Source organism: Chryseobacterium sp. MEBOG07 (genome assembly GCF_021869745.1).
Lineage (GTDB): Bacteria > Bacteroidota > Bacteroidia > Flavobacteriales > Weeksellaceae > Chryseobacterium > Chryseobacterium viscerum.
In genome coordinates this window covers 1-23,474 of the sequence record NZ_CP084579.1, presented here as the reverse complement: position 1 = coordinate 23,474, position 23,474 = coordinate 1, and the positions used below count along the sequence as shown (strand labels likewise).

General features: G+C 36.6%; 21 protein-coding genes and 1 pseudogene. 11 read left to right on the top strand and 11 right to left on the bottom strand.

What is annotated here, in order from left to right; genetic code table 11:
• The first annotated feature begins 97 nt into the window (after positions 1–97).
• Positions 98–1,426, top strand: a complete 1,329-nt coding sequence (locus LF886_RS00110) for a M48 family metalloprotease (protein ID WP_236852110.1) — start codon at positions 98–100, stop codon at positions 1,424–1,426.
• A gap of 123 nt (positions 1,427–1,549) precedes the next feature.
• On the opposite strand, the gene LF886_RS00105 is transcribed toward LF886_RS00110, so the two are convergent.
• The 3 genes from LF886_RS00105 to LF886_RS00095 form a co-directional block, all read right to left on the bottom strand.
• On the bottom strand, positions 1,550–3,079 hold the full coding sequence (locus LF886_RS00105) for a hypothetical protein (RefSeq protein WP_236852109.1): 1,530 nt from the start codon (positions 3,077–3,079) through the stop codon (positions 1,550–1,552).
• Between the two features lie 82 nt (positions 3,080–3,161).
• Complete coding sequence (locus tag LF886_RS00100; protein WP_103231135.1) at positions 3,162–4,703, bottom strand: glycine--tRNA ligase; 1,542 nt, start codon at positions 4,701–4,703, stop codon at positions 3,162–3,164.
• 48 nt (positions 4,704–4,751) lie between these two features.
• On the bottom strand, positions 4,752–4,952 hold the full coding sequence (locus LF886_RS00095; RefSeq protein ID WP_236852108.1) for a hypothetical protein: 201 nt from the start codon (positions 4,950–4,952) through the stop codon (positions 4,752–4,754).
• A gap of 210 nt (positions 4,953–5,162) precedes the next feature.
• Between LF886_RS00095 and LF886_RS00090 the strand changes: the two genes are divergently transcribed.
• The gene (locus tag LF886_RS00090; protein ID WP_236852107.1) at positions 5,163–5,858 is read left to right on the top strand and encodes a pseudouridine synthase; all 696 of its coding nucleotides are present in this window, start codon (positions 5,163–5,165) and stop codon (positions 5,856–5,858) included.
• Between the two features lie 190 nt (positions 5,859–6,048).
• Positions 6,049–7,086 carry a quinone-dependent dihydroorotate dehydrogenase gene (locus LF886_RS00085; protein WP_236852106.1) on the top strand — a complete coding sequence of 346 codons (1,038 nt, stop codon included), beginning with the start codon at positions 6,049–6,051 and terminating at the stop codon, positions 7,084–7,086.
• A gap of 32 nt (positions 7,087–7,118) precedes the next feature.
• Here LF886_RS00085 and LF886_RS00080 read toward each other — a convergent pair whose 3' ends face one another.
• Together LF886_RS00080 and LF886_RS00075 are read right to left on the bottom strand one after the other, a co-directional pair.
• Positions 7,119–7,940 (bottom strand): hypothetical protein, encoded by an 822-nt coding sequence (locus LF886_RS00080; RefSeq protein ID WP_236852105.1) that lies wholly within the window; start codon positions 7,938–7,940, stop codon positions 7,119–7,121.
• Positions 7,941–8,033: 93 nt separating this feature from the next.
• Positions 8,034–9,278 carry a DUF445 domain-containing protein gene (locus LF886_RS00075; RefSeq protein ID WP_236852104.1) on the bottom strand — a complete coding sequence of 415 codons (1,245 nt, stop codon included), beginning with the start codon at positions 9,276–9,278 and terminating at the stop codon, positions 8,034–8,036.
• 96 nt (positions 9,279–9,374) lie between these two features.
• Here LF886_RS00075 and msrB point away from each other — a divergent pair, with 96 nt between their 5' ends.
• The 4 genes from msrB (at position 9,375) to LF886_RS00055 (ending at position 11,790) form a co-directional block, all read left to right on the top strand.
• A complete protein-coding gene (gene msrB / locus LF886_RS00070; protein WP_109737810.1) occupies positions 9,375–9,902 on the top strand; it encodes a peptide-methionine (R)-S-oxide reductase MsrB in 528 nt (175 codons plus the stop codon).
• Between the two features lie 7 nt (positions 9,903–9,909).
• A complete protein-coding gene (locus LF886_RS00065; RefSeq protein WP_236852103.1) occupies positions 9,910–10,287 on the top strand; it encodes a hypothetical protein in 378 nt (125 codons plus the stop codon).
• A gap of 204 nt (positions 10,288–10,491) precedes the next feature.
• Positions 10,492–11,247, top strand: coding sequence for a murein L,D-transpeptidase catalytic domain family protein (locus LF886_RS00060; protein WP_103231128.1), 756 nt, complete (start codon positions 10,492–10,494; stop codon positions 11,245–11,247).
• 111 nt (positions 11,248–11,358) lie between these two features.
• Positions 11,359–11,790 (top strand): hypothetical protein, encoded by a 432-nt coding sequence (locus LF886_RS00055; RefSeq protein ID WP_236852102.1) that lies wholly within the window; start codon positions 11,359–11,361, stop codon positions 11,788–11,790.
• Positions 11,791–11,869: 79 nt separating this feature from the next.
• On the opposite strand, the gene fabF is transcribed toward LF886_RS00055, so the two are convergent.
• The 6 genes from fabF to LF886_RS00025 form a co-directional block, all read right to left on the bottom strand.
• Positions 11,870–13,111, bottom strand: a complete 1,242-nt coding sequence (fabF, locus tag LF886_RS00050; RefSeq protein ID WP_236852101.1) for a beta-ketoacyl-ACP synthase II — start codon at positions 13,109–13,111, stop codon at positions 11,870–11,872.
• Between the two features lie 2 nt (positions 13,112–13,113).
• The gene (locus LF886_RS00045) at positions 13,114–13,539 is read right to left on the bottom strand and encodes a PaaI family thioesterase (protein WP_124532533.1); all 426 of its coding nucleotides are present in this window, start codon (positions 13,537–13,539) and stop codon (positions 13,114–13,116) included.
• 11 nt (positions 13,540–13,550) lie between these two features.
• Positions 13,551–14,819, bottom strand: coding sequence for an acetyl-CoA C-acetyltransferase (locus tag LF886_RS00040; protein ID WP_236852100.1), 1,269 nt, complete (start codon positions 14,817–14,819; stop codon positions 13,551–13,553).
• A gap of 10 nt (positions 14,820–14,829) precedes the next feature.
• A complete protein-coding gene (locus LF886_RS00035; RefSeq protein ID WP_236852099.1) occupies positions 14,830–15,435 on the bottom strand; it encodes a TetR/AcrR family transcriptional regulator in 606 nt (201 codons plus the stop codon).
• Between the two features lie 177 nt (positions 15,436–15,612).
• The gene (locus LF886_RS00030) at positions 15,613–16,032 is read right to left on the bottom strand and encodes an OsmC family protein (RefSeq protein WP_124532527.1); all 420 of its coding nucleotides are present in this window, start codon (positions 16,030–16,032) and stop codon (positions 15,613–15,615) included.
• 87 nt (positions 16,033–16,119) lie between these two features.
• Positions 16,120–16,986, bottom strand: a complete 867-nt coding sequence (locus LF886_RS00025; protein WP_236852098.1) for a helix-turn-helix domain-containing protein — start codon at positions 16,984–16,986, stop codon at positions 16,120–16,122.
• Positions 16,987–17,185: 199 nt separating this feature from the next.
• On the opposite strand from LF886_RS00025, the gene LF886_RS00020 reads away from it, so the two are divergent.
• The 4 genes and pseudogenes from LF886_RS00020 to LF886_RS00005 form a co-directional block, all read left to right on the top strand.
• Positions 17,186–18,064, top strand: a complete 879-nt coding sequence (locus tag LF886_RS00020; protein ID WP_103231118.1) for an AraC family transcriptional regulator — start codon at positions 17,186–17,188, stop codon at positions 18,062–18,064.
• A gap of 377 nt (positions 18,065–18,441) precedes the next feature.
• A complete protein-coding gene (locus LF886_RS00015; RefSeq protein WP_236852097.1) occupies positions 18,442–21,399 on the top strand; it encodes a SusC/RagA family TonB-linked outer membrane protein in 2,958 nt (985 codons plus the stop codon).
• 10 nt (positions 21,400–21,409) lie between these two features.
• On the top strand, positions 21,410–23,032 hold the full coding sequence (locus tag LF886_RS00010; RefSeq protein WP_236852096.1) for a SusD/RagB family nutrient-binding outer membrane lipoprotein: 1,623 nt from the start codon (positions 21,410–21,412) through the stop codon (positions 23,030–23,032).
• Positions 23,033–23,192: 160 nt separating this feature from the next.
• Positions 23,193–23,474, top strand: a pseudogene (locus tag LF886_RS00005) (MFS transporter); the annotation flags it as partial.

Genomic DNA, 23,474 nt, shown 5'->3' with positions numbered 1-23,474 from the left:
TTTCATGAATGTGTCTCTAACAAATTTAGAATAATTTGGTTATAAAAATTAAAATGAATCATCAAATACGTTATTTTTGTTCTTATTGATGAAAACTATGACCAGAAAACTAATTGTATTGGGCTGCTTCCTATTTTCTATTATGGGAATGTCACAGATTTATAAGCCCATAGATACTGCAGATTACATACAGCGAAAAGCATTTTTAAATAATTTTGAAGCGAATAATGAAGCGACTGTAAAGAAATTAAGGTCCCAGTATTCAGGGAAAACAGGTTCTCAACTCTCCAAAATTTACAAAGAATTTGGAACTGACTTTGAAAAGCAGGTGAAAAATAAGGATTTTATCTTTAAATCTGAATTTGAAACCAGTATATACTCTATGATTCAACGTCTTAAAAAGAATAATCCTAAAATTCCTCAGGATCTGAAAATTCTGATTGCAAAAGACAATACTCCCAATGCTTATTGTCTTGCTGACGGCACTTTTGTAATCAATATGGGGCTTTACAGCTGGCTCAACAATGAGGAACAGATTGCTGCCGTGATTTCTCATGAGCTGGGACATAAAATGGAAGAGCATTCCCTGAAAACCTTTTTAAAAATTATAGAACAGGACAAGCTTGATAAAGTACTGGTTGAGAATATAAAATCCACCACAACGAGCCAAAGTCAGAGCCAGAATCAGAAAGCTTTTGATATTGTAAAAAATAGAGTCTATAAAAAAAGCGTAGAAAGGAGACAGAGTGAAATGCAGGCAGATTCTTTGGGCTATGTTATTTTTAAAAACAGCGATTTTAAGAAAGCAGAATTTGTGAATGCTCTTCAGAGGCTGCAGGATTTTGATACGATTTCACCAAGAGAATTGAAAGTAGAAACGTATAAAAAACTTTTTAACCTTCCCAAGCAGGTTTTCAATGAAAAATGGATGAAGAAGGAGGATTTTTCACTGTACAATTATAATTTCTACAAAGAAAAGCTAAATAAAGATTCTCTAGCTTCTCATCCTGAAGTGTCCAGAAGAATTGAGATGCTTAAAAAAACATTTGCAGAACTTAAAACACCTGTTGCTCCGGATAAACCCTCAGATCTGTTTATCACATTAAAGAAAGCAGCAAGAATGGAGATTTTACCCAATTATTTCCACTCAGAAGACTATGGACTGGGAATTTATACCGCCATGCAGTTTTTACAGGATGAAGAGGAGGAAAAATATTATAAAAGCTGGCTAGGAAGATGTTTTTCCAAAATATATGAAGCGAGAAAAAACTACAACCTAAACCGATATCTGGATAGGATAGAATCCAAAAATCAAAGTGAAAGTTATCAGCAGTTCCTGAATTTTATGTGGAACCTGAGTTTGGATGAAATAAAGAATATTGCAGACTTTTATCAGACGAATGAGACATTAGCAAAAGTAAATTGATAATAAGTAAGAGATCAATAGGAACGAGCTTTAGCTTGTTTTAAAATAATAAAAAATCCACTGGCCTTTAGCCAAAACATACAAGAAAAAAACCCTGAATTTTCATCAGGGTTCTTTTTTGTATTAGTAATTTAATTTCTCTAAACGGATCTTATTGAACTTTTCTTTCTCATTATACTCACGAAGCAGGATATAGCCTTCTTTTCCTACGTAAGGTGTTACTGTATAATTGTCTTTTTCAGAAATAGGAACAATTTCCTGTTTGAATTTCCCGTCAATAATGGTATTGATGAATAAATTCCATCTTTTTTGCTTCGTCACTTCATCTTTCTGATAGTCACGATAGAAAAATACCACATCTTTTCCTCCGTTGAGGTATTGTGAGAACAGATAATCACTGTTTACCCATTTTGATTTTTCTTTTTCAAAAACCTGAACATTTTTTACTTTGAAATCTTTATCGGTGTAGATATACACAAGGTCAGTTGTTTTAGGAGCCGAATATTGGCCTGCCGGTTTATATTTTTCAGATAGAATCCCTACACTTCCGTCATTCATAAAATACATGTCCTTAGTCTGAAGCATATAGCCGCTTTCCACCATCCCATTTTTATTGAGTTTTGGAAGAAAGGCAGAAATATTAGGTTCATAATTAATCGCTTTCGTATCTACTGAAAAATTAGATTTATTGACCATCATTCTAGCAAATCCTACAGATTCAGAATCATCATAGTTTCTTCCCAATAGAACTACTTTATCATCAAAGGTTTTATCATTATCAATCTTTCTGTAATTAGAGTAGAAGGACTCAATATTATCCATGGTGTCATCCGATAATCCGGTAACGGGCTTATTGGAAGTTTCTTTTCCTGTTTTCATATCAAGAACCAGGAGACTGAATGTTTTCTGCTTCTCATTGACTTTTTTCATGATGCAGTACATATAGTTTTCGTCTCTTTCCAGAACAGATAAGGTGGTATAAATTTTCTTGCTTCCGTCTGTATTGTATTTGTATCTCCAGACTTCCTTTTTGTTTGGATCAAACTTTATAAGGCTGTTGCTGTTCTCATACTTTCCATAGTCTTTGTATTCAACAGCAAAATAACCCCCTTCTTTCAGTTCTCCTACAGCAGAAACATAGTTGTAACCTTTGTCTTTTTTCTCATCACGGTTTTCCTTGCGCTGTTCTTTCCAACTCTTAGGTTCATTGATCTCTTTGAAAGTCCCATTTTCCAGATAGTCATAATATATTTTTCTGGTAATAGAGTTGGTTTTTGGATCAATTACCATAGAAACCGGAGTAAATATTTCTCTGCTTTTTACCAGAGAATAATCCATCATGGAGGGTTTTAAGATAATCTGACCTTTAAAATCAACATATCCTACATACGATGCTGCGGTGATATCTCCTTCAAACTCTTTGTTGGCAACAGGGTTGAGGTTTTTGTCTAATACAACGTATTCAAATTTTTTGGTCTTATCACCGGATTTTCCGTAAGAATATAGAGAAACGTAACCGTAAAGATTGTCTTTATCATCGAATAGAGCATTCATTCCCACATGATCCCCAGCAGCTAGTGTCGTCAAATCCTGGGTTTGGGCAAATGCCAATGTCTGGATCACTCCAAACATTATGAGTGTTATTTTTTTCATGGTTAAAATTTGAGGGATAAAAATAATAAATTAACCCATATGTTGATAAAAATAAAAAAGCCCTGCGAACAGGGCTTTTAAATTATAATTTAGAAAGTAAATTTCTGAAGTTGGTTTTCTCATCAATGATTCTTCTCAACTCTGAAACAGGAACTCTTTCCTGCTGCATCGTGTCTCTGTCTCTGATGGTTACTGTATGATCTACAAGAGAATCGTGGTCTACAGTGATACAGTAAGGAGTACCGATGGCATCCTGTCTTCTGTAACGTTTTCCAATCGCATCTTTTTCTTCGTAGAATAGGTTGAAATCATATTTCAGATCGTTGAAGATTGTTTCTGCATACTCTGCCAAACCATCTTTTTTCATCAATGGAAGAATGGCTGCTTTGATTGGAGCAATTGCTGGAGGTAAAGATAAAACAGTTCTCTCAGAACCATCTTCCAATACTTCATCTCTTAGACAATGTGAGAAAATGGAAAGGAATAATCGGTCTAAACCTACTGAAGTTTCCACTACATAAGGAACATAGTTTTCATTTCTTTCAGGATCGAAGAACTGAAGCTTTCTTCCAGAGAATTCTTCATGCGCTTTTAAATCGAAATCCGTTCTTGAGTGAATACCTTCCAATTCCTTAAATCCGAATGGGAAGTTAAACTCAATATCAGCAGCAGCATTCGCATAGTGAGCCAATTTCTCATGGTCATGGAATCTGTAGTTGTCGTTTCCTAAACCTAGAGCCAAGTGCCAGTTCAGACGCTTTTGCTTCCACTTCTCGTAGAATTCCAGTTCCGTTCCCGGAGCTACGAAGAACTGCATTTCCATCTGTTCGAATTCACGCATTCTAAAGATAAACTGTCTTGCAACAATCTCATTTCTGAATGCCTTACCGATCTGTGCGATACCAAAAGGAAGTTTATGACGTGAAGTTTTCTGTACATTCAGGAAGTTCACAAAGATACCTTGTGCTGTTTCAGGTCTTAAATAAAGATCCATTGCGGAGTCTGCAGAAGCACCCAGTTTTGTTCCGAACATCAGGTTGAATTGTCTTACTTCTGTCCAGTTTCTAGAACCTGTATCAGGATCTGCAATTTCAAGCTCTTCAATCAATGCTTTTACATCAGCAAGATCTTCATTTTCCAGAGATTTTGCCAGTCTTGAAAGAATAGCTTCTCTTTTTGCTCTGTATTCCAAAATTTTTGGATTCGTTGCAACAAACTGATCTTTATCGAAAGCCTCCCCGAATCTTTTCGCAGCTTTTTCGATTTCTTTATTCTCTTTATCTTCAATTTTAGCACAGTAGTCTTCCACCAAAACGTCTGCTCTGAAACGTTTCTTAGAATCTTTATTGTCAATCAATGGATCGTTGAAAGCGTCTACGTGGCCTGATGCCTTCCATGTTGTTGGGTGCATAAGGATCGCCGAATCAATACCCACAATATTCTCGTTAAGCTGTACCATAGCTTTCCACCAGTATTGTTTGATATTATTTTTAAGTTCGGCCCCGTTCTGTCCATAATCATAAACAGCGGATAAACCATCATAGATCTCACTCGATGGGAAAATAAAACCATATTCTTTAGCGTGAGAAATCACTTTCTTGAAAACATCTTCTTGCTTTGCCATAATTTTTACGTCTGATGTGCAAAAATAATGTTTTTTATTGGGAAAATATTAATACCTGTAAGATCCTACATTAGAGATGGTCATCAAAAAGCATCCTCCTGCACCAATGATAAATAAAATACCGGCAATAATAAACAGTAATATCTTTGCTATTCTGTATTTTTTTAATGGGACAAAAAGAATTGTAGCGATCGTTATAACAACAGCGATCACAATCAATTTTACAAAAAAGCCAAAATAATCTGTCATTTTTTTAAAAAATTACGGTAAAACCTTATACCAATATAGAGATTTTATTTGAGGTTTAATGATCATTCTATTAAGGAGCCGGGAACCTGCTTTCGCTGCTCGCTTTTTCTGGTATTTTGCGGCGGCGAAGCCGCCGCAAAATACCAGAAAAGAGCTCAAACATACCGCTCAATCAGGGCTAAATCGGTTGAAAATTTCTACTTTTGCCCCATGTTAGAAATTCTTTATCGCGACGAACATCTTATTGCCATTAATAAACCCAGTGGATTATTGGTTCATAAATCTTATTATGCAGGAGAAGCCGATACCTATGCTATTCAGGAATTAAGAGATCAGATCGGGCAGTATGTTTATCCTGCGCATCGTTTAGACCGGAAAACTTCGGGTGTTTTGCTGTTTACTTTAGATAAAGATACATTGAGAGTAATGAACGATCGATTTGCGACACGGCAAGTTGAAAAAAAATACTTAGTCATTCTTAGGGGTTGGGCAAAAGAAGAAGAAACAATTGATTATGATTTAATCAATGAGGATGGAACCCAGCAAAATGCTATTACTTATTATCACCGTTTGCAGACTTCGGAAATAGATTTAGCTTTTGGAAAACATCAGACTTCGCGGTACTGTCTGGTAGAAGCCATTCCGGAAACGGGCAGAATGCATCAGCTTAGAAAGCATTTTAAATATATCTTACACCCTATTTTGGGATGTCGTCCTTATGGCTGTAATAAACAAAATAAACTGTGGCTGGAAACTTTTGACATGAGCAAACTGATGCTTCACGCCCATCAATTGGTCTTTAATCATCCCATTACCAACGAAAAAATAACACTGAATGCTACAGTAAACGAAGAGTTCAAAAGGGTAGGGAATATCTTAAATTTCGATTTGAGTCCGTATTCTTAATTTAAATAAAAAGAATCTTAGCACACCTTGTCAAGATTTTAAACTTTGGCAAGGTGTGTTTTTCTAAATATCCTATCCTATTAGAGATTGGTATCTTTTAGATTCTATATATAAAAGACATTTTGATAAAATATCACAGGATAGCCAAAGATTAATTTTAAAATGAGTAATTTTGTAAAACTTTTTTTCAATGTACAAATCGCTCATTCGTCCAATTCTTTTCAAATTTGATCCCGAAGAAGTTCATCACTTTACTTTTTCGATGCTTAAGAATTTTGGATTTCTTACCCAATTATTTTTCCCTAAACCTATTGAAGATAAACGTCTTGAAAGAGAATTTTTCGGATTGAAATTTAAAAACCCTGTAGGACTGGCTGCCGGTTTTGATAAAAATGCAGTTTTGTTCAATGAATTGGGTGATCTTGGTTTTGGATTTGTAGAAATTGGAACCGTAACCCCTAGAGCCCAAGCAGGAAATCCTAAAAAAAGACTGTTCCGTTTAATAGAAGACGGGGGAATTATCAACAGAATGGGGTTCAACAATGACGGTCTTGAAGCGGCTATTGAAAAACTGAAATCCAACAAAGGAAAGATCATTATCGGTGGAAACATCGGAAAAAATACAGATACAAGCCCTGAAAATTATACCCAGGACTATCTTGACTGTTTTGAAGGTCTTCATCCTCATGTAGACTACTTTGTACTGAATGTAAGCTGCCCGAATGTAGGAAGCCACGCCAAACTTGAAGATGTAGAATATCTGAGAGAGCTGATTACAGAAGTGAAGAAGATCAATCAGTCAAAATCTGTACAGAAGCCTATATTACTGAAAATTGCTCCGGATCTTAATAACAATCAACTGGACGAAATTGTTGATTTGATTGCAGAAACAAAAATCGATGGTATCGTAGTTTCCAATACCTCTGTCAACAGAGAGGGGTTGAAGACTTCTCCGGAAGTTTTGGAACAAATAGGAAATGGCGGACTAAGCGGAAAGCCTATTCGTGAAAGAAGTACAAAAATGATCAAATATATTTCCGATAAAAGCAACAGAGCTTTCCCAATCATTGGAGTAGGAGGAATACATTCTGCGAAAGATGCTATAGAGAAATTAGATGCGGGCGCAAGTTTGATCCAGCTTTATACAGGATTTATTTATGAAGGGCCACAACTGATCAACGAGATCAACCAGGAGCTTCTGAAAAGAGCAAGCAGATTACCGAGATAAAAATATAAAGAGAGTTGAGATAGCTCTCTTTTTTATTTTGACTTTACCACTGATGCATTCTTAAGGTCTACGGTAAGGGTATGGGCAGGAGTAGTGTCAGATTTACCTATTTTATATCGTATTGTTTGCTTGTCTTTGGATTTCGTTTTGGTAACATCATCAATGTTCTCCAGACAACTTTCTGTCAGGAATTCCTCATAGTTTTTATAATTCCAGTCTTTTGTAAAGTAAAGAACCCGGTATCCTTTTTCACCTTCACTAGCCCCACATCTTCCACACGCATTAAGATTCGAGGAATGTTCAAAATACAGCAAAACCCGGTTCTTATTTTCTCCCGATGTATAGGAGACCAGCTCATTTCCTCCATATTGATTGATGAAGTCGAATGTATTGATCTTTTTATTATTGGGTAAAATCAGATAATTGTTGTAGCGGTAAATCATATCATTACCCGTAAAAAGTCTGGCAGAGTGAGTTTTTTTATCCAGATAAATACTTCCCTGAATTGTATTTTCTTTAGCTTCTTGCTGATTAAAGGTAATATATTCTTTGGGAGTCAATAACTGTGCTGTTTCATTTGTTTTTTCTACCGTTTGTGGTGACGTGATCTTTTCTTTAAATATTTTGGAATTTATTTTCTGCTTAGCACCAAAGTTATACAATGAGAGTTTACCATAATCATAAACCCCCGTTAGCGGAATTTTCTTCTGATATTTATCGTAATAATACCATCCATCTACAAAATACTGGTAGAGACTGCAATCTGCAATTCCTGCGAAATGAAGCTGCATGGTAATAGGAACTCCTGCGATTTCTCCTTTGAAAACCTGCGAAGAATCTGTTACTTTCTTCAATTCAACTTTTTGGCAGAGAAAAAATGTGAGGGATAAGAAAAAGAATACGGTAAAAAGTTTTTTCATGGTTGGGTATCATTAGTTGTAGTTTTTTCAGAGAAAGAAATGGGATATGGTGTAGATGATCAGTCCGACCAGACCTCCAACCAGCGTTCCGTTTACCCGGATAAACTGGAGATCTTTTCCTACTTCCAGTTCCAGTTTTTCGCTAAGTTCTTTTCCCTGCCAATTCCCAACGGTAGTACTGATGAGGTTCCCGAACTGGTGGGTGTTTTTAAGAATGTATTTATAAGCCGTTACCCGAACCCAGTGGTCAATTTTGTTCTGAAGACTTTCATCGGTCTTTAAGTTTTGTGCAAACTCATTCAGATTTTTAGAAAGATAGCTTTTCAATGCGGAATGCTCTTCCTGCAGTTCTTTCATGAGTGTTTTTTTGATAGAAACCCAGATGTCATTAGAATATTCATCAAGTTTATCATTTCGGAGAAGTCCGTTTTTGATGGTTTTAAACTCGCTATCCCACTTCGGATCTTCTTTCAGATCAACAGCGAATTCATGGATTTTCTGAGTGATCAGCCCTCTTACTCCATGCTGGGGATCTTCTTCTACTTCTTTGAAAAAATCAGCAAGTCCGTCTGCAATTTTATCTGCAATCTTATTATCTACAAAAGATGGAATGAACGTGTAACTGCCTTTTTTTACACGATCTTTGATCATTTCGTCGTTTTCAATGATGTATTCTTTGATCTGTTTGGAAAGGTTGGTGATGATTCTCTGGTGGTCATTTTTTTCCAGAATATAGCCAATTCCGTTTCCTACGACTTTATTAAGCTTAATATCATCCGTCATTTCAGAAACCTTTTTGCTGATAAATTGGCTCACGGTAGAATCATCAAGTTTATTAAGAATATCAAGAACAATATCTGAAAGATTTTTAATCAAAATCTCCTGGCTCTTTTCTTTACCCAGCCATTCTCCGACAAAGTTCGAAACTTTAAGCTTTTGAATATAAGGCCGTATATTCTGAGGAGAAAGAAAGTTACCCACCACAAAACTGCCCAGATTGTCTCCCAATCTCTGTTTACTGTTTTCAATCAGGTTGGTATGAGGTATCGGAAGTCCGAGAGGATGGCGGAATAATGCGGTTACAGCAAACCAGTCAGCCAACGCACCTACCATCGCGGCTTCGGCAAAAGCCCGTACATAGCCAATCCAATGAGAAGGGTTAGACTTCTGTGCAATAGTGGTAACGATGAAAATAATAGCCATCAGGACAAATAATCCTGTGGCAAATGCTTTATATTTTCTGAGCTGTTTTCTTTTTGCTTCGTCATTCATATTCTCAAATTTACTAAATTTGGTTATGAAACCGTTTAATCTTAATAAAAGCTTTTACACCACAAAAAATTTTATGGTTAAAGAATAAAATTTACGATGAAATTTTTAGTTTCAATTACCTTATTATTTTTTCTGCAGGCTTGTACGCAGAAATATCAACCTATTAAAAACTCTCCTATGGAAAATACAGAAGCAAAAAACAATCCATACTATTCCAGAACTGATACCGCAAAACTTACTATTTCCAATGAAGAATGGAAAAAGATCCTCGCTCCGGACTTGTATGCAATCGCCAGAGAAGCCGCTACAGAAAGAGCTTTTACAGGAAAATATAACGAGTTTGATGAAGTAGGCGACTATTATTGTGCGGTGTGTGGAAATCACCTTTTCCGTTCCACATCAAAATTTTCCAGCAGCTGTGGCTGGCCGAGTTTCTTTGAAGCCGATAAAGAAGGAGTCTATTATGTAAGAGATCAGTCCTATGGAATGGATAGAGTAGAAGTGCTTTGCAAAAGATGTGATTCCCATCTGGGGCATGTTTTTGATGATGGTCCCAAGCCTACAGGGCTGAGATACTGTATGAATTCTGTGAGCCTGGAATTTGTTTCCGATTCTCAGAAGTAAATATTGTATGAACGAACTCGAATTTTTGGATGAAAGGAAGGAAGTCTGGTGTGCGCTTTCTGACTTATACCTGGATAAAGAACTTCAGGAATCGGATTTTCAGTATATGACCCGGGTTTTCCTTGAAAGTCCTTTTAGCCTTGAGAATATTAAAAAAATAGATCAGTACGAAGTTTTTCCCGTTCTCTTCTCCAATCTGCTGGATCCGGCGGGAGAATGGGCTGGATTTGAAGAAAAGAGATTAGTTAAAAATATTATGAACTGGCTGGAATCCAGAAATCAGCTGGATATTTTTGCCATCAAATGTATTTATTATCTCTACGAACCAATGAACCAGAACTATTGGAAAAGAGTGGAAGAGATCTATAATCAGGCAGGTGTATGATTTTTTCGATAGAGACTTTTCTTGGAAAACAGAATGAATGTATGAACCTTGAAATTTTCCCGGATTTTCAAAAAAAAGTGCTTTAATTCACAGAATCAGGACGTTAAAATTTCTTAAATAGCGTTAAACTTTTTAGAGTTATAACCCCTTGGTAATTATGTTTTTATAATTTTGCCCCACTAATTTGGATTTATATAGTATTGAATGAAAGGATTTTATAGCGTATTAGGCCTTGTTTACATGGTGACGACTTCATTCTACATTTCCCCAAGAGTGGCGGCGAAAAGTGAGAATGTCAAAACAACGAAAACTGAAAAAGTTGCTGAAACGAAATCTGAGAAGGGTACGACGGCCGTATCTGCATCAGAAGCATTATACCAATCAATAGCATTTGACCCGGAGCATGAACTTAATTATGAAGTGTTCTCAAAAGCATTGACAGGATATGAAAACTTAAAGAAAGCAGGATTGCTTACTCAGGACTCGCATTTATTAACGATCTGCGATTTTTCTATGTCTTCCAATACCAAAAGACTTTGGATAATTGATCTTGAAGACAAAAAAGTTCTGTTCAACTCATTGGTTGCCCACGGTAAAAATACAGGCGAAGAATTTGCGACGAATTTTTCTAACAGGGAAAGTTCGTTGCAGAGCAGCTTAGGATTTTATATCACCGATGCAACCTATCAGGGAGACAACGGATATTCTCTAAAATTATTGGGAATGGATAAAGGCTTTAATGATGCGGCTTACAGAAGAGCAATTGTAATGCACGGTGCAGACTATGTAAGTGATGCATTCGCTGCAATGCACAAAAGAATCGGAAGAAGCTGGGGATGCCCTGCCGTACCAAGAGATTTGATACAGCCAATTGTCAACACAATTAAAGGTAAAAATTGTCTGTTCATCTATTATCCCGATCAGAATTATCTTTCCTCCTCAGAATGGTTGAAAGCATAAAGATAAAAAGAGCAGTCAGATTTGACTGCTCTTTTTCTTTTAAAATAAATCCTGCAATTCGAAAATAAAAATTAAATTTATATAAACCTTTTAGCCTTAAAGTATAATAGAATGATGAATGGACAACATGAAAATCACAAAAATATAAGTGCAGCTCTGGAAACCTCTACCGGATTCATTCCAGCCATAAGACTGATTAATAATCCCGATGGCTCATGTTCTTTTGAGAAAGGTAAGATGCCTACTCTTAAACGCATAAATACAACGGTTTTCTGGATGAGTAGTGAAACGGAAGAATGGGAAAAAAATGTTCACCCAGCACCCAGAAGACAATATGTTATTACTATCAAAGGGGATATAAGGTTTAAAGTAACAGATGGTACTACATTTATTATTAAACCCGGAATCATCCTTTTGGCTGAAGATCTTAAAGGTGCCGGACACAGCTGGGATATGGTAAAAGGTGATGAATGGGAGAGGCTTTATATCCCGATCTCAGAGAATGATGCTGATTTTTTCATTCCTGATGCTGATTTTATGTAACAATTAAAGTTAAGATAGAATAAAAAAATCCCTGCATGGCTTTCATACAGGGATTTTTTCAATTATTTTTAAATCTTAATTAGCTGAACTTCTTGAAAATTAATGTCGCATTATGCCCTCCAAAACCAAAGGCATTACTTAAAGCATACGTAATATCTTTTTCCTTTGCTTGTCCAAAGACAATATTGATATCCTGTGGAATATTTTCATCAATAGAATGAAGATTAATCGTTGGCGGAATAATCCCATTTTGAATCGCTTTAATGGAAATAATAGCTTCAACAGCTCCTGCAGCACCCAATAAGTGACCTGTCATGGATTTTGTAGCACTGATGTCAAGGTTTTTACTTCCTTTAAATAATTTATTAATTCCATTCAGCTCAACCAGGTCACCAAGAGGAGTAGAAGTAGCATGAGGATTAATATAATCAATGTCATCTACGTTAATTCCTGCCTCATTAAGGGCTAATTGCATTGCTTTGATAGCTCCAACGCCATCAGGATGAGGTGCTGTCATGTGGTAAGCATCGGCTGTCATAGCTGCGCCTACTAATTCTGCGTAGATTTTTGCCCCTCTTGCTTTAGCATGTTCGTATTCTTCCAGAATCAAAGTTCCAGAACCTTCACCCATTACAAAACCATCTCTGTTTGCATCGTAAGGACGGCTGGCTGTAGCAAAATCGTCATTTCTTGTAGACATAGCTTTCATAATGGAAAATCCACCGATAGAAGCCGGAGAGATTGCCGCTTCAGAACCTCCACTGACAATTACCTTTGCTTTTCCCAGACGGATATAATTGAATGCATCCATCAATGCTGTATTTCCGGTTGCACATGCAGAAACTGTTGTATAGTTGATGCCCTGAAGACCATATTTCATGGAGATCATTCCCGAAGCCATGTTCGCAATGAATTTCGGTACAAAGAAAGGATTGAATCTTGGAGTTCCGTCACCGGCTGCAAAATTCATGACCTCACTTTCGAAAGTCCACATTCCACCTTGTCCTGTTCCCCAGATAACACCTACATCAAATGGGTCCATATTTTCCAGTTCAAGCCCGGAATCTTTTAATGCCTCCGCGGTGGAGTACATTGCATATTGTGAAAATAAATCACTTCTTTTGATTTCGTTGTGTGTTAAATGTACTTTTGGATCAAAATTTTTAACCTCACAAGCGAAATGTACTTTAAATTTTTCTGTGTCAAAATGGGTGATTTCATTTGCTCCACTCACTCCATTGATACTGTTTTGCCAAAATTCTTCGACATTATTTCCCAAAGGCGTCACTGCGCCAAGACCTGTAATGACAACTCTTTTCATACTTAGTTATTGATTTTGAATAAATTAGAGGTTCCTCTTGCGATTAAGCGTGTTTTGTCTGCATTCCATATTTCGCATTGCGCGTTTACAAATTGCTTACCTCTTTTAATGATTTTAGTTTCAGCTACAATATTATCATTTTCTTTTGCAGTTGAAAAATAATCAATGACATTATTTATAGTGGTGATGAAAGAATTTTCATTTAAAGAAAACATGGTGGCTCCAATGATGTCATCTACAATAGCCGCTGTAACTCCACCGTGAAGATTTCCTATAGGATTCAGCCATTCCGGTCTTACTGTATATTGAAATGCCAATTGCCCTTCTTCTACAGAAAGAACGATGGGATTGAGCCATTTCATAAAAGGAGATGGTGACTGGTCAAATTCTTTTCCGATGAATTGTTTTAATTGTGCTAATCTATCCATACTTTCAATTTTTATTTTTCTAAAATCATGGTTACCCCCTGTCCACGGGCTGCGCAGATTGATATAAAACCTTTTCCACTGCCTTTTTCATGAAGTAATTTGGCTAAGGTTGCAATAATTCTTCCTCCTGTTGCAGCAAAAGGATGGGCAGCAGCCAGGCTTCCTCCTTTTACATTCAATTTGCTCCTGTCAATCTTTCCAAGTGCTTTTTCCAATCCGAACTTTTTAGCAAGTTCATCATTTTCCCAGATTTTTATAGTGGCTAAAACCTGTGCCGCAAAGGCCTCATGAATTTCGTAGTAATCAAATTCTGACAGACTCATGCCTGCTTTTTTCAGCATTCTTTCTGCCGCAAATACCGGAGCAAGAAGTAAATCTTGTTTATTTTCAACATACTCTATTCCTGCCAATTCTGAAAAAGTGATATAAGCTAAAATAGGCAAATTATTAGCCTTTGCCCATTCTTCACTGGCCAATAAAACGGCTGAAGCTCCATCTGTGAATGGCGTTGAGTTACCTGCAGTCAATGTTCCGTTCTGCTTATCAAAAGCAGGTTTCAGCTGTGATAGTTTTTCAATACTGCTGTCACGGCGCAAGTTATTATCCTTATCCAGCCCAAAAGCTGCAGTGATCATATCTTCGAAAAAGCTCTCATCATAAGCTTTTGCCATATTCTGATGGCTTCTTAAAGCCAATTGATCCTGTTCTTCTCTTGGTATATTGTAATATTTTGCTGTAATTTCGGTGTGTTCACCCATTACAAGGCCCGTTTTGGGTTCCTGCCCTTTGTAAGGAATAGGCATCCAGTCTTTCAGTTTTGGGCTTAACAGATGTTTTAATTTTCCAAAGGCTGATTTTTCTTTATTGGCTTTTAAAAGGGCTTTTCTTAATCTTGGTGAAGACTCAAACGGAATATTGCTCATGGCTTCTACCCCGCATGCGATGCCACTTTCAATTTGCCCTAAAGCAATTTTATTTCCAATGTAAATAGCGGCTTCAATTCCTGTATCGCAGGCCTGTTGAAGATCGCAGGCAGGAGTAGCAGGGTCTAATGTCGTATTCATCACGGTTTCCCTGATGAGGTTGCTTTCAGAAATGTGTTTGATAACTGCTCCGCCAGCCACTTCTCCAAGTCTTTTTCCTTTGAGGTGATAACGGTCTATCAGTCCATTCAGAGAAGCAAGTAAAAGATCCTGGTTTCCCTGTTCTGAATAAGCGGTATTCATTCTGGCAAAAGGAATTCTGTTGTATCCTACAATAGCCACTTTTTTTGTTTCCATATGGTATAATTTATGATGGAAGAATATTGAGTTCATGATCAATCATGCTGGTGATTTTATCTAAAGCATGGTTTAGAAAACTTTGGTCACCCATTGTTTTTGAAAGGAGGATTCCGCCTTCAATAAGCATGATGAATAGGGAGGCGTATTGCTCTGCATTGAGGTTTTTATTAATTTCTCCCTTCTTTTGTCCTTCTACAATTGCTGCTGATATTTTTGTCATCCATTGTTCAAAAGATCTTTTAACCTGAGTTTTTAAAGCCGGAAAAGAATCATCAGCCTCTGTTGCAGCGTTCATCAAAGGGCAGCCTCCGTTTGAAAAGACAAAAAGCCAGTTTTTTTTGTAAAAATTTACAAAAGCATGAAGTTTATCCAATGAAGTAGGATATTCCTCACCAAAAGAACGGCTAAGTGTTTTGCTCAATAATCCTGCGTTATATTTATAAACTTCAATGGCTACTTCATCTTTATTTTCAAAATTTCCATAGATACTGCCTTTCGTCAATCCGGTTGCCTGTGTAATGTCAGACAGCGATGTGGAAATATAACCCTTTGTGTTAAAAAGAGTTGCTGTTTTCTCGATAATATGCTGTTTTGTTTTCTCCGCCTTCGACATGTATGTTGAGTTTATGATGCAAATATACAAAAATATACCACTCGGTATATTTTATTCAAGAAGTTTAGGTGGGAAAATATTTTGGTCTTTACGTTTTGGCTAAAGCCAATAGAAGTGTTCTTAAAATAGAAAACGGGCTAAAGCCCGTTCCTATTGATTTTGAATAAATACTTATGATTAATTCTCTAAAGTAGCATTCAATGTAATTTCAAAGTTGAATGCTGCACTTACAGGACATCCTTCTTCAGCAATCTTAGCCAATTTCTGAAATTCTTCTTCTGATATTCCCGGAACTTTAGCGGTTAAAGTCAGTTCAGATTTTGTAATCTTTCCAATGTTAGGATCAAGAGTGATTACAGAAGTTGTTTTTAATTCTTCAGGATTGTACCCTGCTTGTGAAAGCTCTGCATCCAATTTCATAGTGAAACATCCTGCATGGGCTGCTGCCAGCAATTCTTCAGGGTTAGTACCCACACCATCTGCGAAACGGCTGTTGAAAGAATATTGAGTCTCATTTAAAGTAGTACTTTGAGTAGTTAGGTGTCCTTTTCCTTCTTTGATAGTTCCGTTCCAAACGGCTGTTGCGTTACGTCTCATAATGTTTGTTTTTTTGTTTTAATATTGTTTGATTTTGATAATACAAAGATAGAGTGGTGGTCGGTCTGATTCAATAGATAAAAAGACTTAAATATTGTACTTTTTTCCCGAGGAATAATTTTTTTTAAAATTTGAAGGAGTGCTTCCTGTTTTATTGGTAAAAAGTCTGTTAAAATAAGCCGGATCTTCATACCCAAGATCATAGGCTATTTCTTTCACAGGTTTATCTGTATAGAATAATAATCTTTTAGCTTCTAATAAAATTCTGTTGATAATAAGCTGATTGGGGGAGTCGAGATTTAGATTTTTAAATTTATGAGTTAAAGTTTTCGGAGCGATATGAAGAAGTTCTGCATAATCTGCAACATTGTGTTTTTCCCTGAAATGAATTTCCAGGTATCTGCTGAAATCTCTGAAAACATCCAGCTCACTGCCCGGTATTTTGAGCGTGTCATTGTCTAAATTCTGCTTTTTCCATTTTCGGGTAGCACGTATGATGATCTGTTTTACATACGTTCTGATCATTTCCTCTGCAGATGAATCTTTCCATTCAAGTTCATACTGAATGTTCTGAAATAATCCTTTTATAAGAGCAGTCTCGGAATCGTCAAGCTCCACGAAAGGAATTTCAAATACATTATGAAAGAGAAGCCCGTCACAAGCCACTTCTTTATCATGGATCTGGATGCAATAGAAATCCCGGTTGTAGAAAAGAAGGATAGATTCTTCTTTTCCTTTTTCTATATTCAGATGTTGATTGGTCAAAAAAAACAGAGAGTGTTTCTTTGTTTTATATTCGTGAAAATCAACAGTAAGTTCATACCCTGCAGGAATGAAAAACACTTTGATATCTGTTCTGAACCGATTCCCGTTGAAGCTACTCAGAGTTTCTTCCGAAAAAATTTCCAGTCCAAGTCTTTTATAGTGATCTTCAAAAATAAGCGGGTGCGACATATTTTAACTTTAGTTTAAAGATACAAAAAAGCAGGATTTGAGCGGTATTAAATTATCGAAACCCCAGTTTCTGATGCCGGCATAGAGAATGGTAATAAAATAAATCGTAATTATGTTTTTACATTGATTTTATTTTATCATTTTTACAAAGATTTGTACTGCAACCCAATATTATTAACCTTTTTCCAAAACAGCCTGTATGAGCGAACTAGAAAATATTCTTAGAGAAATAACTCCACTATCTCCTGAGGACAGTTTTCTTGTATTTGACAGGATCAAAGCATCATTTGATTTTCCATACCATTACCATCCGGAAATAGAAATCAATTTTGTGTACAAAGGAAAAGGCTATCGCAGGATGATAGGTGATCACACAGGAGAGATAGGGAATATAGAACTGGTATTGGTAGGTCCCAATCTGCCACACTGCTGGGCCAATTACAGGTGTAAAAACAGAAAAACCCACGAAATTACCATACAGTTCAATCAGGATTTCTTTCACCAGTCACTGATGGAAAAAAATATTCTGAAACCCATCAATAACCTGATGAAAGATTCCATCAGAGGAATTCTGTTTTCAACGGAAACGGCCGAAAAACTAAAAGATTCGTTTCTAAATCTTTCAAAAATGAACAGTTTTGAGTCTTTTATAGAAATTATGAAGATTTTGAATGAACTTGCCGTTGCGGAAAATAAGACCCTTTTGTCATCATATAGCATAGAGCTTGAATCTTTTGCAGATAATGATAAAATGAAGGTCATCCATGATTTTGTCCATAAAAATTTTGAGAATAAAATTACGCTGGATAATGTGGCCTCAATGGTGAATATGAGCAATGTGACATTCAATCGATTTATTAAAAAAAGAACAGGGAAAACCTTCATCAATTATCTTAACGAAATACGGATCAGCTATGCTGCACGCTGGCTGATGGAAAAGAATCTTACTGTTTTTGAAATTGCTTTTGAGGCCGGATTCAATAATATTGCCAACTTCAATAAGGTATTTAAGTCAATCAAAAAGACAACTCCCACAGAATTTAAAGAACAGTTTAAAGGAGTTAAAAAGATTGAATAATATCTGTCTAAATTTCACTTTTTACGAAAAAACTCAATTAGATTTCTAAGTAAAAATTTCATTTTTATTTTGCCAAAATATCTGAATAAATCCCCTTTTTTTAATTGTTTGAGATAAGGTGTATTTTATTGATATATAGTATATTAATGGCTTTTAAATTTAATGACTGAAAAAATAATATCGTTTTATGATAAAATAGTATTATATCAGACTGGTTACAAAATTTAGATTTGTGAATGTGAATTAAATCTTAACAAAACTTTAAATAATTTAATACATAAACGTTAAAATTTTGCTGAAAAAACAATAATTTTTTTTGTATTGAAAAATAAAGCAATGTAATTGATTCTCAATTAAATCTAACGAATCTAAACCTTATGAGAAAAGCAGTTATACCTGTTCTGTTCGTTTTTTCAATTTCTGCGAATGCACAGGAGAAAAAATCGGCCGACACTACGAAGACAAACAGTATTGAGGAGGTCGTAGTCACCTCTTTGGGGATAAAAAGGCAGGCCCGCTCTTTGACGTATTCCAGTCAGCAGATTGGTGGAGATGAGCTTACTGAAGTGAAAACTCCCAATCTATTAAATTCGATCAATGGAAAAGTTTCCAATGTACAGATCAACAGAACCAATGGTGTAGGAAGCTCCGTAAGGGTGATTATGAGGGGTAATAAGTCTGTATCAAACAGCCAGCCCTTGTATGTAGTGGATGGAATTCCTATTATCAATGGAACAGGAAAGTCTGCAGATATAAGCCAGTATTCCAATATGCCGGATCCGGGAGATGTACTGAGTTCTATCAATCCTGATGATATTGAGAGTATCAACTTTCTGAAGGGAGCGTCAGCATCAGCATTATATGGTTCGGCAGGTGGAAACGGAGCTATTTTGATTACCACAAGAAAAGGAAAAATAGGTAAGAGTTCTATCTCTTATAGCTCGAGTTTAACGGTAGAAAGAGCTTATAGCTTACCAAAACTGCAACATAGTTATTTATCTTATGATCCATCGGATCCTACTCAATCTCCAGGAAATAATATTGAGAGCTGGGGAGCAAAAGGAAGTTCGAAGGACTATCTTAAAGATTTTCTGCAAACCGGAACAACATGGGTAAACAGTCTTTCTTTCCAATCTGGAAATGAAAAATCAACCAACTATTTTTCCATTGGAAATACGACCAATAAAGGGGTGATCCCAATGTCTTATTTTGATCAGTATAACGTCTCTTTCAGAAACTCAAGTAAGTTTCTTGATGATAAACTGACATTGGATGCTAACTTCATTGGTTCCTTACAGGACAGTAAAAACAGACAGACTCCAGGGGCATCTTTTTCTCCTTTAGCAAGTTTATACTGGCTGCCGAGAGGGGTAGATTTCGATCAATATGGACCGGATAACTATTCTTTCATCGATAAAAAGAGACTTTTACTTGCACAAAACTGGTGGGAAGTAAAACCTGACGGAGGTTTCAAAGGAAACCCGGAAACCCAAAACCCATATTGGATTTTAAACAGAAACGCAGTTACTGTTAAAAATAAAAATGCATACAGCGCCGTTTCATTATCTTATGAGATCAATCCATGGTTGACTGCAAGGGTAAGAGGTAATTATAGCTGGAATAGTTCAGACAGCCAGCGTGATATTTCAGCCTATTCAGCGCCAAGTTTATTGGCAGGAGGACAAAATGGAAGAATTCTTAAAAATGTATATGAAAATTCGTCTACCTATGGTGATGTTTTGTTGATTGGTAGTCCAAAATTAAGCGAATCAATTTCCTTAGACTTTACAGTTGGGGGAAGTGTGAATACGACAAGTAATAAAGTAACAGAGGTTGATAATGCTTATTTATCAAACCCTAATTTGTTTACAATAAATAACCTGCAATGGAATGTAGACAGAAGTCCTGGAGATGGATATCATAATATTTACTGGAACTTGAAAAAACAGGTGCGTTCAGTCTTTGCAAGTGCTTCAGTAGGCTATAAGAATATGTTTTATGTAGATATGACCTTTAGAAATGACTGGGATTCTACTTTGGCATTAACAGGAAGAAGCGGATTTGATTATGAGTCTGTAGGGGCTAATGCGATCTTATCTTCTATCTTTAAACTTCCGGAAGTGATTAATTTCTGGAAAGTAAGAGGTTCTTATGCAACTGTTGGATTGGGATTACCAGCCAATATTTCTAATGCAATGGTAGCCTATTATAATGCGTATTCTTATGGAGTAGACGCAGGAACTATTGTATATCCAAAAAGTTCATTCGTTACCAGCAGACCAGACCTTATTCCTCGTCCGGAACTTAATAAAACTTTTGAGGCAGGAACTGAGTTGAGAATGTTTAGCAACAGATTAAATTTTGATTTTACTTATTATAATTCTAATGCCAGCAATCAGCTGTTGGAGACTACTATAGGCTCTAACTTTGGAGGAATTCCATCAGGTTCATATTATATTAATGCTGGAAAAATACGCAATACAGGTTTTGAAGCCTCTTTATCATACAAAGTTTTTGGTACAGAACAATTCGGGTGGACAACTACAGTAAATGCTTCAGCAAACAAAAATACAATTGTTGAATTATTTCCATCAAGCTTACCTATATCAGAAAACCGACTTTTCTCATTAACTGGTGGTGGAGATTTTACAAAACTGAGACTGGGAGGATCTTTTGGAGATCTTTATGGAGTTAAATTCAAAAGAGATGACCAGGGACGTGTTTTAGTAGATGAAAATGGAGTTCCATTGGGTACTACAGGTGACGCTCAATATTTGGGTAATCCAAATCCTAAGTTTATTATAGGCTTTAATAACTCTTTTAATATTGGGAAACTGGGGATATCTTTCCTTATCGATGGTAAATTCGGAGGTAAAGTATTGTCTCTTACTGAGAAAGCAAATGATTTGTACGGAGTAAGCCAGGCGACTGCTGATGCAAGAGATGCTGGTGGAGTGTCCATTCCAAATGCCGTATATGCTCCGGGGACACCTCTGGCAGGACAGGCTTATAATGGAGTTACCGATGCAAAAGCATATTATAAAAGAACAGGTGGTGCCGGTGGTATCGGGACAGGAATTGATGAGGCTTATTTGTACAGTGCAACAACGGTACGTTTACGTCAGGCATCCATTTCATACAGTTTTGATATCCAATCAAAATATATGAGAAATGCAACGGTAAGCTTAGTAGGAACCAATTTGTTTTTCTTCTATAAAAAAGCACCATTTGATCCGGAGCAAGTATCAGGAAATACACCTGGTGGGGTTGGGGTAGATTCATTTGGACTACCGGTTACCCGATCAATCGGACTATCATTAAAGGCTAACTTCTAATTTTAAGAAAATGAAATTCAATAATATTAAAACACTGGTATTTGGCGCAGTAGTCTTGATGACTGCTTCCGGATGCGGTGATCTAGATCAGTATAATCAGGAAAAGCTAGGGAATCCTGAAAACATGTATGCGGATTACAACGCGGTTGTTAATCCTTTAAAATCCCTTCAAAGAGGTCTTCAGTCAGATTATCAGCTGTATCCCAACCTGAGTGCGGATATGTTCAGTGGTATGTTCAGTACCGCAAGCCAGTTTAATGGTGGCAAGAACAATATGACCTATTTTATGATGGATGGGTGGAACAATAGGATTATTGCAAGACAACAGGATATTTTCAACTATTCTATCATCATCGATAACGCCGCTAAAAACTTCTATCCGGGAATAGATTTTACAGGAACATTTGCTGTTAAAAAGATCTTAAAGGTAATCACAGCAGCAAGAGTATCAGACAATCACGGTCCGGTAGTATACAGCAAATATGAAACACCAAATGCAAACGGGGTAACCGATTTTGATTCTCAGCAAGAGGCATATCAAAACTTTATCAATGACCTTACTGTGGCTATTACAGATTTGCAAAAAATACAGAATATGCCTGCTACCGGAAATGAAGGTGATAAAGCAGCATTGAAAAGAGCCGACCTGGTGTACGGTGGAAATATGGCACAATGGGCAAAACTTGCCAATTCACTAAAGTTGAGATTAGCGATGAGAATGAGCTATGCTGATCCTGTGAAATCAAAACAATACGCAGAAGAGGCATTGGCTTCATCCGCAGGATTGATTACTGACAATGCAGATAACGCTTTGATCAGTGTAGGGCAGTCTGAATTGAGCTTCATCATCTACTCATGGGGAGACTGTTTAATAGGGGCACCTTTGATGGCCTATATGAACGGATATAATGACCCAAGACTTCCTGCATATGCTATTCCGGCAGCTGATCCAAGTCTTCAGGGGAAATATATAGGAATTCGTCAGGGAATTGATTTGTTAAATGGTAAAACAACGTACGGAGGATTCTCTCAGCCACAGGCAAAATCAGCAGCGGGAGATTATTTTTCAGCTACTGATGGTAAAATGAAATTATTTACTGCTGCAGAAGTATGGTTCCTGAAAGCGGAAGCAGCTTTGAGAGGATATGCAGGAGCTGGAGATATTCAGACCAACTATACTACAGGTGTTCAACAGTCTTTCGGAGAATGGGGAAAAAGTGCCAATGTTGGAGCTTATCTTGCCGATACAACTTCTACGGAAGCACCTTATGTTGATCCAAAAAATGTAGACAATAACGTGCTTGTAGGAAATTCTCAGTTAAGTACCATTACTATTGCATGGAATAATGGTGATACCAACGAAAGAAAATTAGAAAGAATTATTACCCAAAAATGGCTTTCCCTGTATCCAAACGGACCGGAAGCATGGGCAGAACAGAGAAGAACAGGTTATCCTATTCTTTTCAAAGTAAGAAAAAATGATAGTGGTGGTGCCATCAGTACAGAAGCAATGATCAGAAGAATTCCTTTTACTATTGATACCAAAACTTCATTATACAATTATCAGCAAGCTTCCCAAATGCTTAACGGACCGGATACCGGAGGAACTAAGCTATGGTGGGATAAGAAATAATCAGAATCACTCATTAATAAAGAGGCATCTCAAAATCAGATTTTTATTTGATCTGTTCATTAAGGCAGGAGAGTAAAATCTCCAAAAAATTTATAGTTTCGTTTTTAGCCTGAATAAACTTTTGAGATGTTCTCTTTTATTTAGAATTTTATTTTCAAATATGGGAAAAAACAACTCCGGAACCCGTCGGATTCAGCCAATTCTCTGGATTTCCACATTATATTTTGCAATGGGTGTTCCCTTTGTAACCATTAATGCGGTTTCAGGAATTATGTATAAAGATATGGGAGTTTCGGATTCGAAGATCACATTCTGGACAGCACTTATCCTGTTCTCCTGGACATTGAAACCTCTTTGGAGTCCTTTTTTAGAAATTTATAAAACCAAAAAATTCTTTGTCGTTTTTACCCAATTTGCCATAGGAATTCTGTTTGCCCTGATT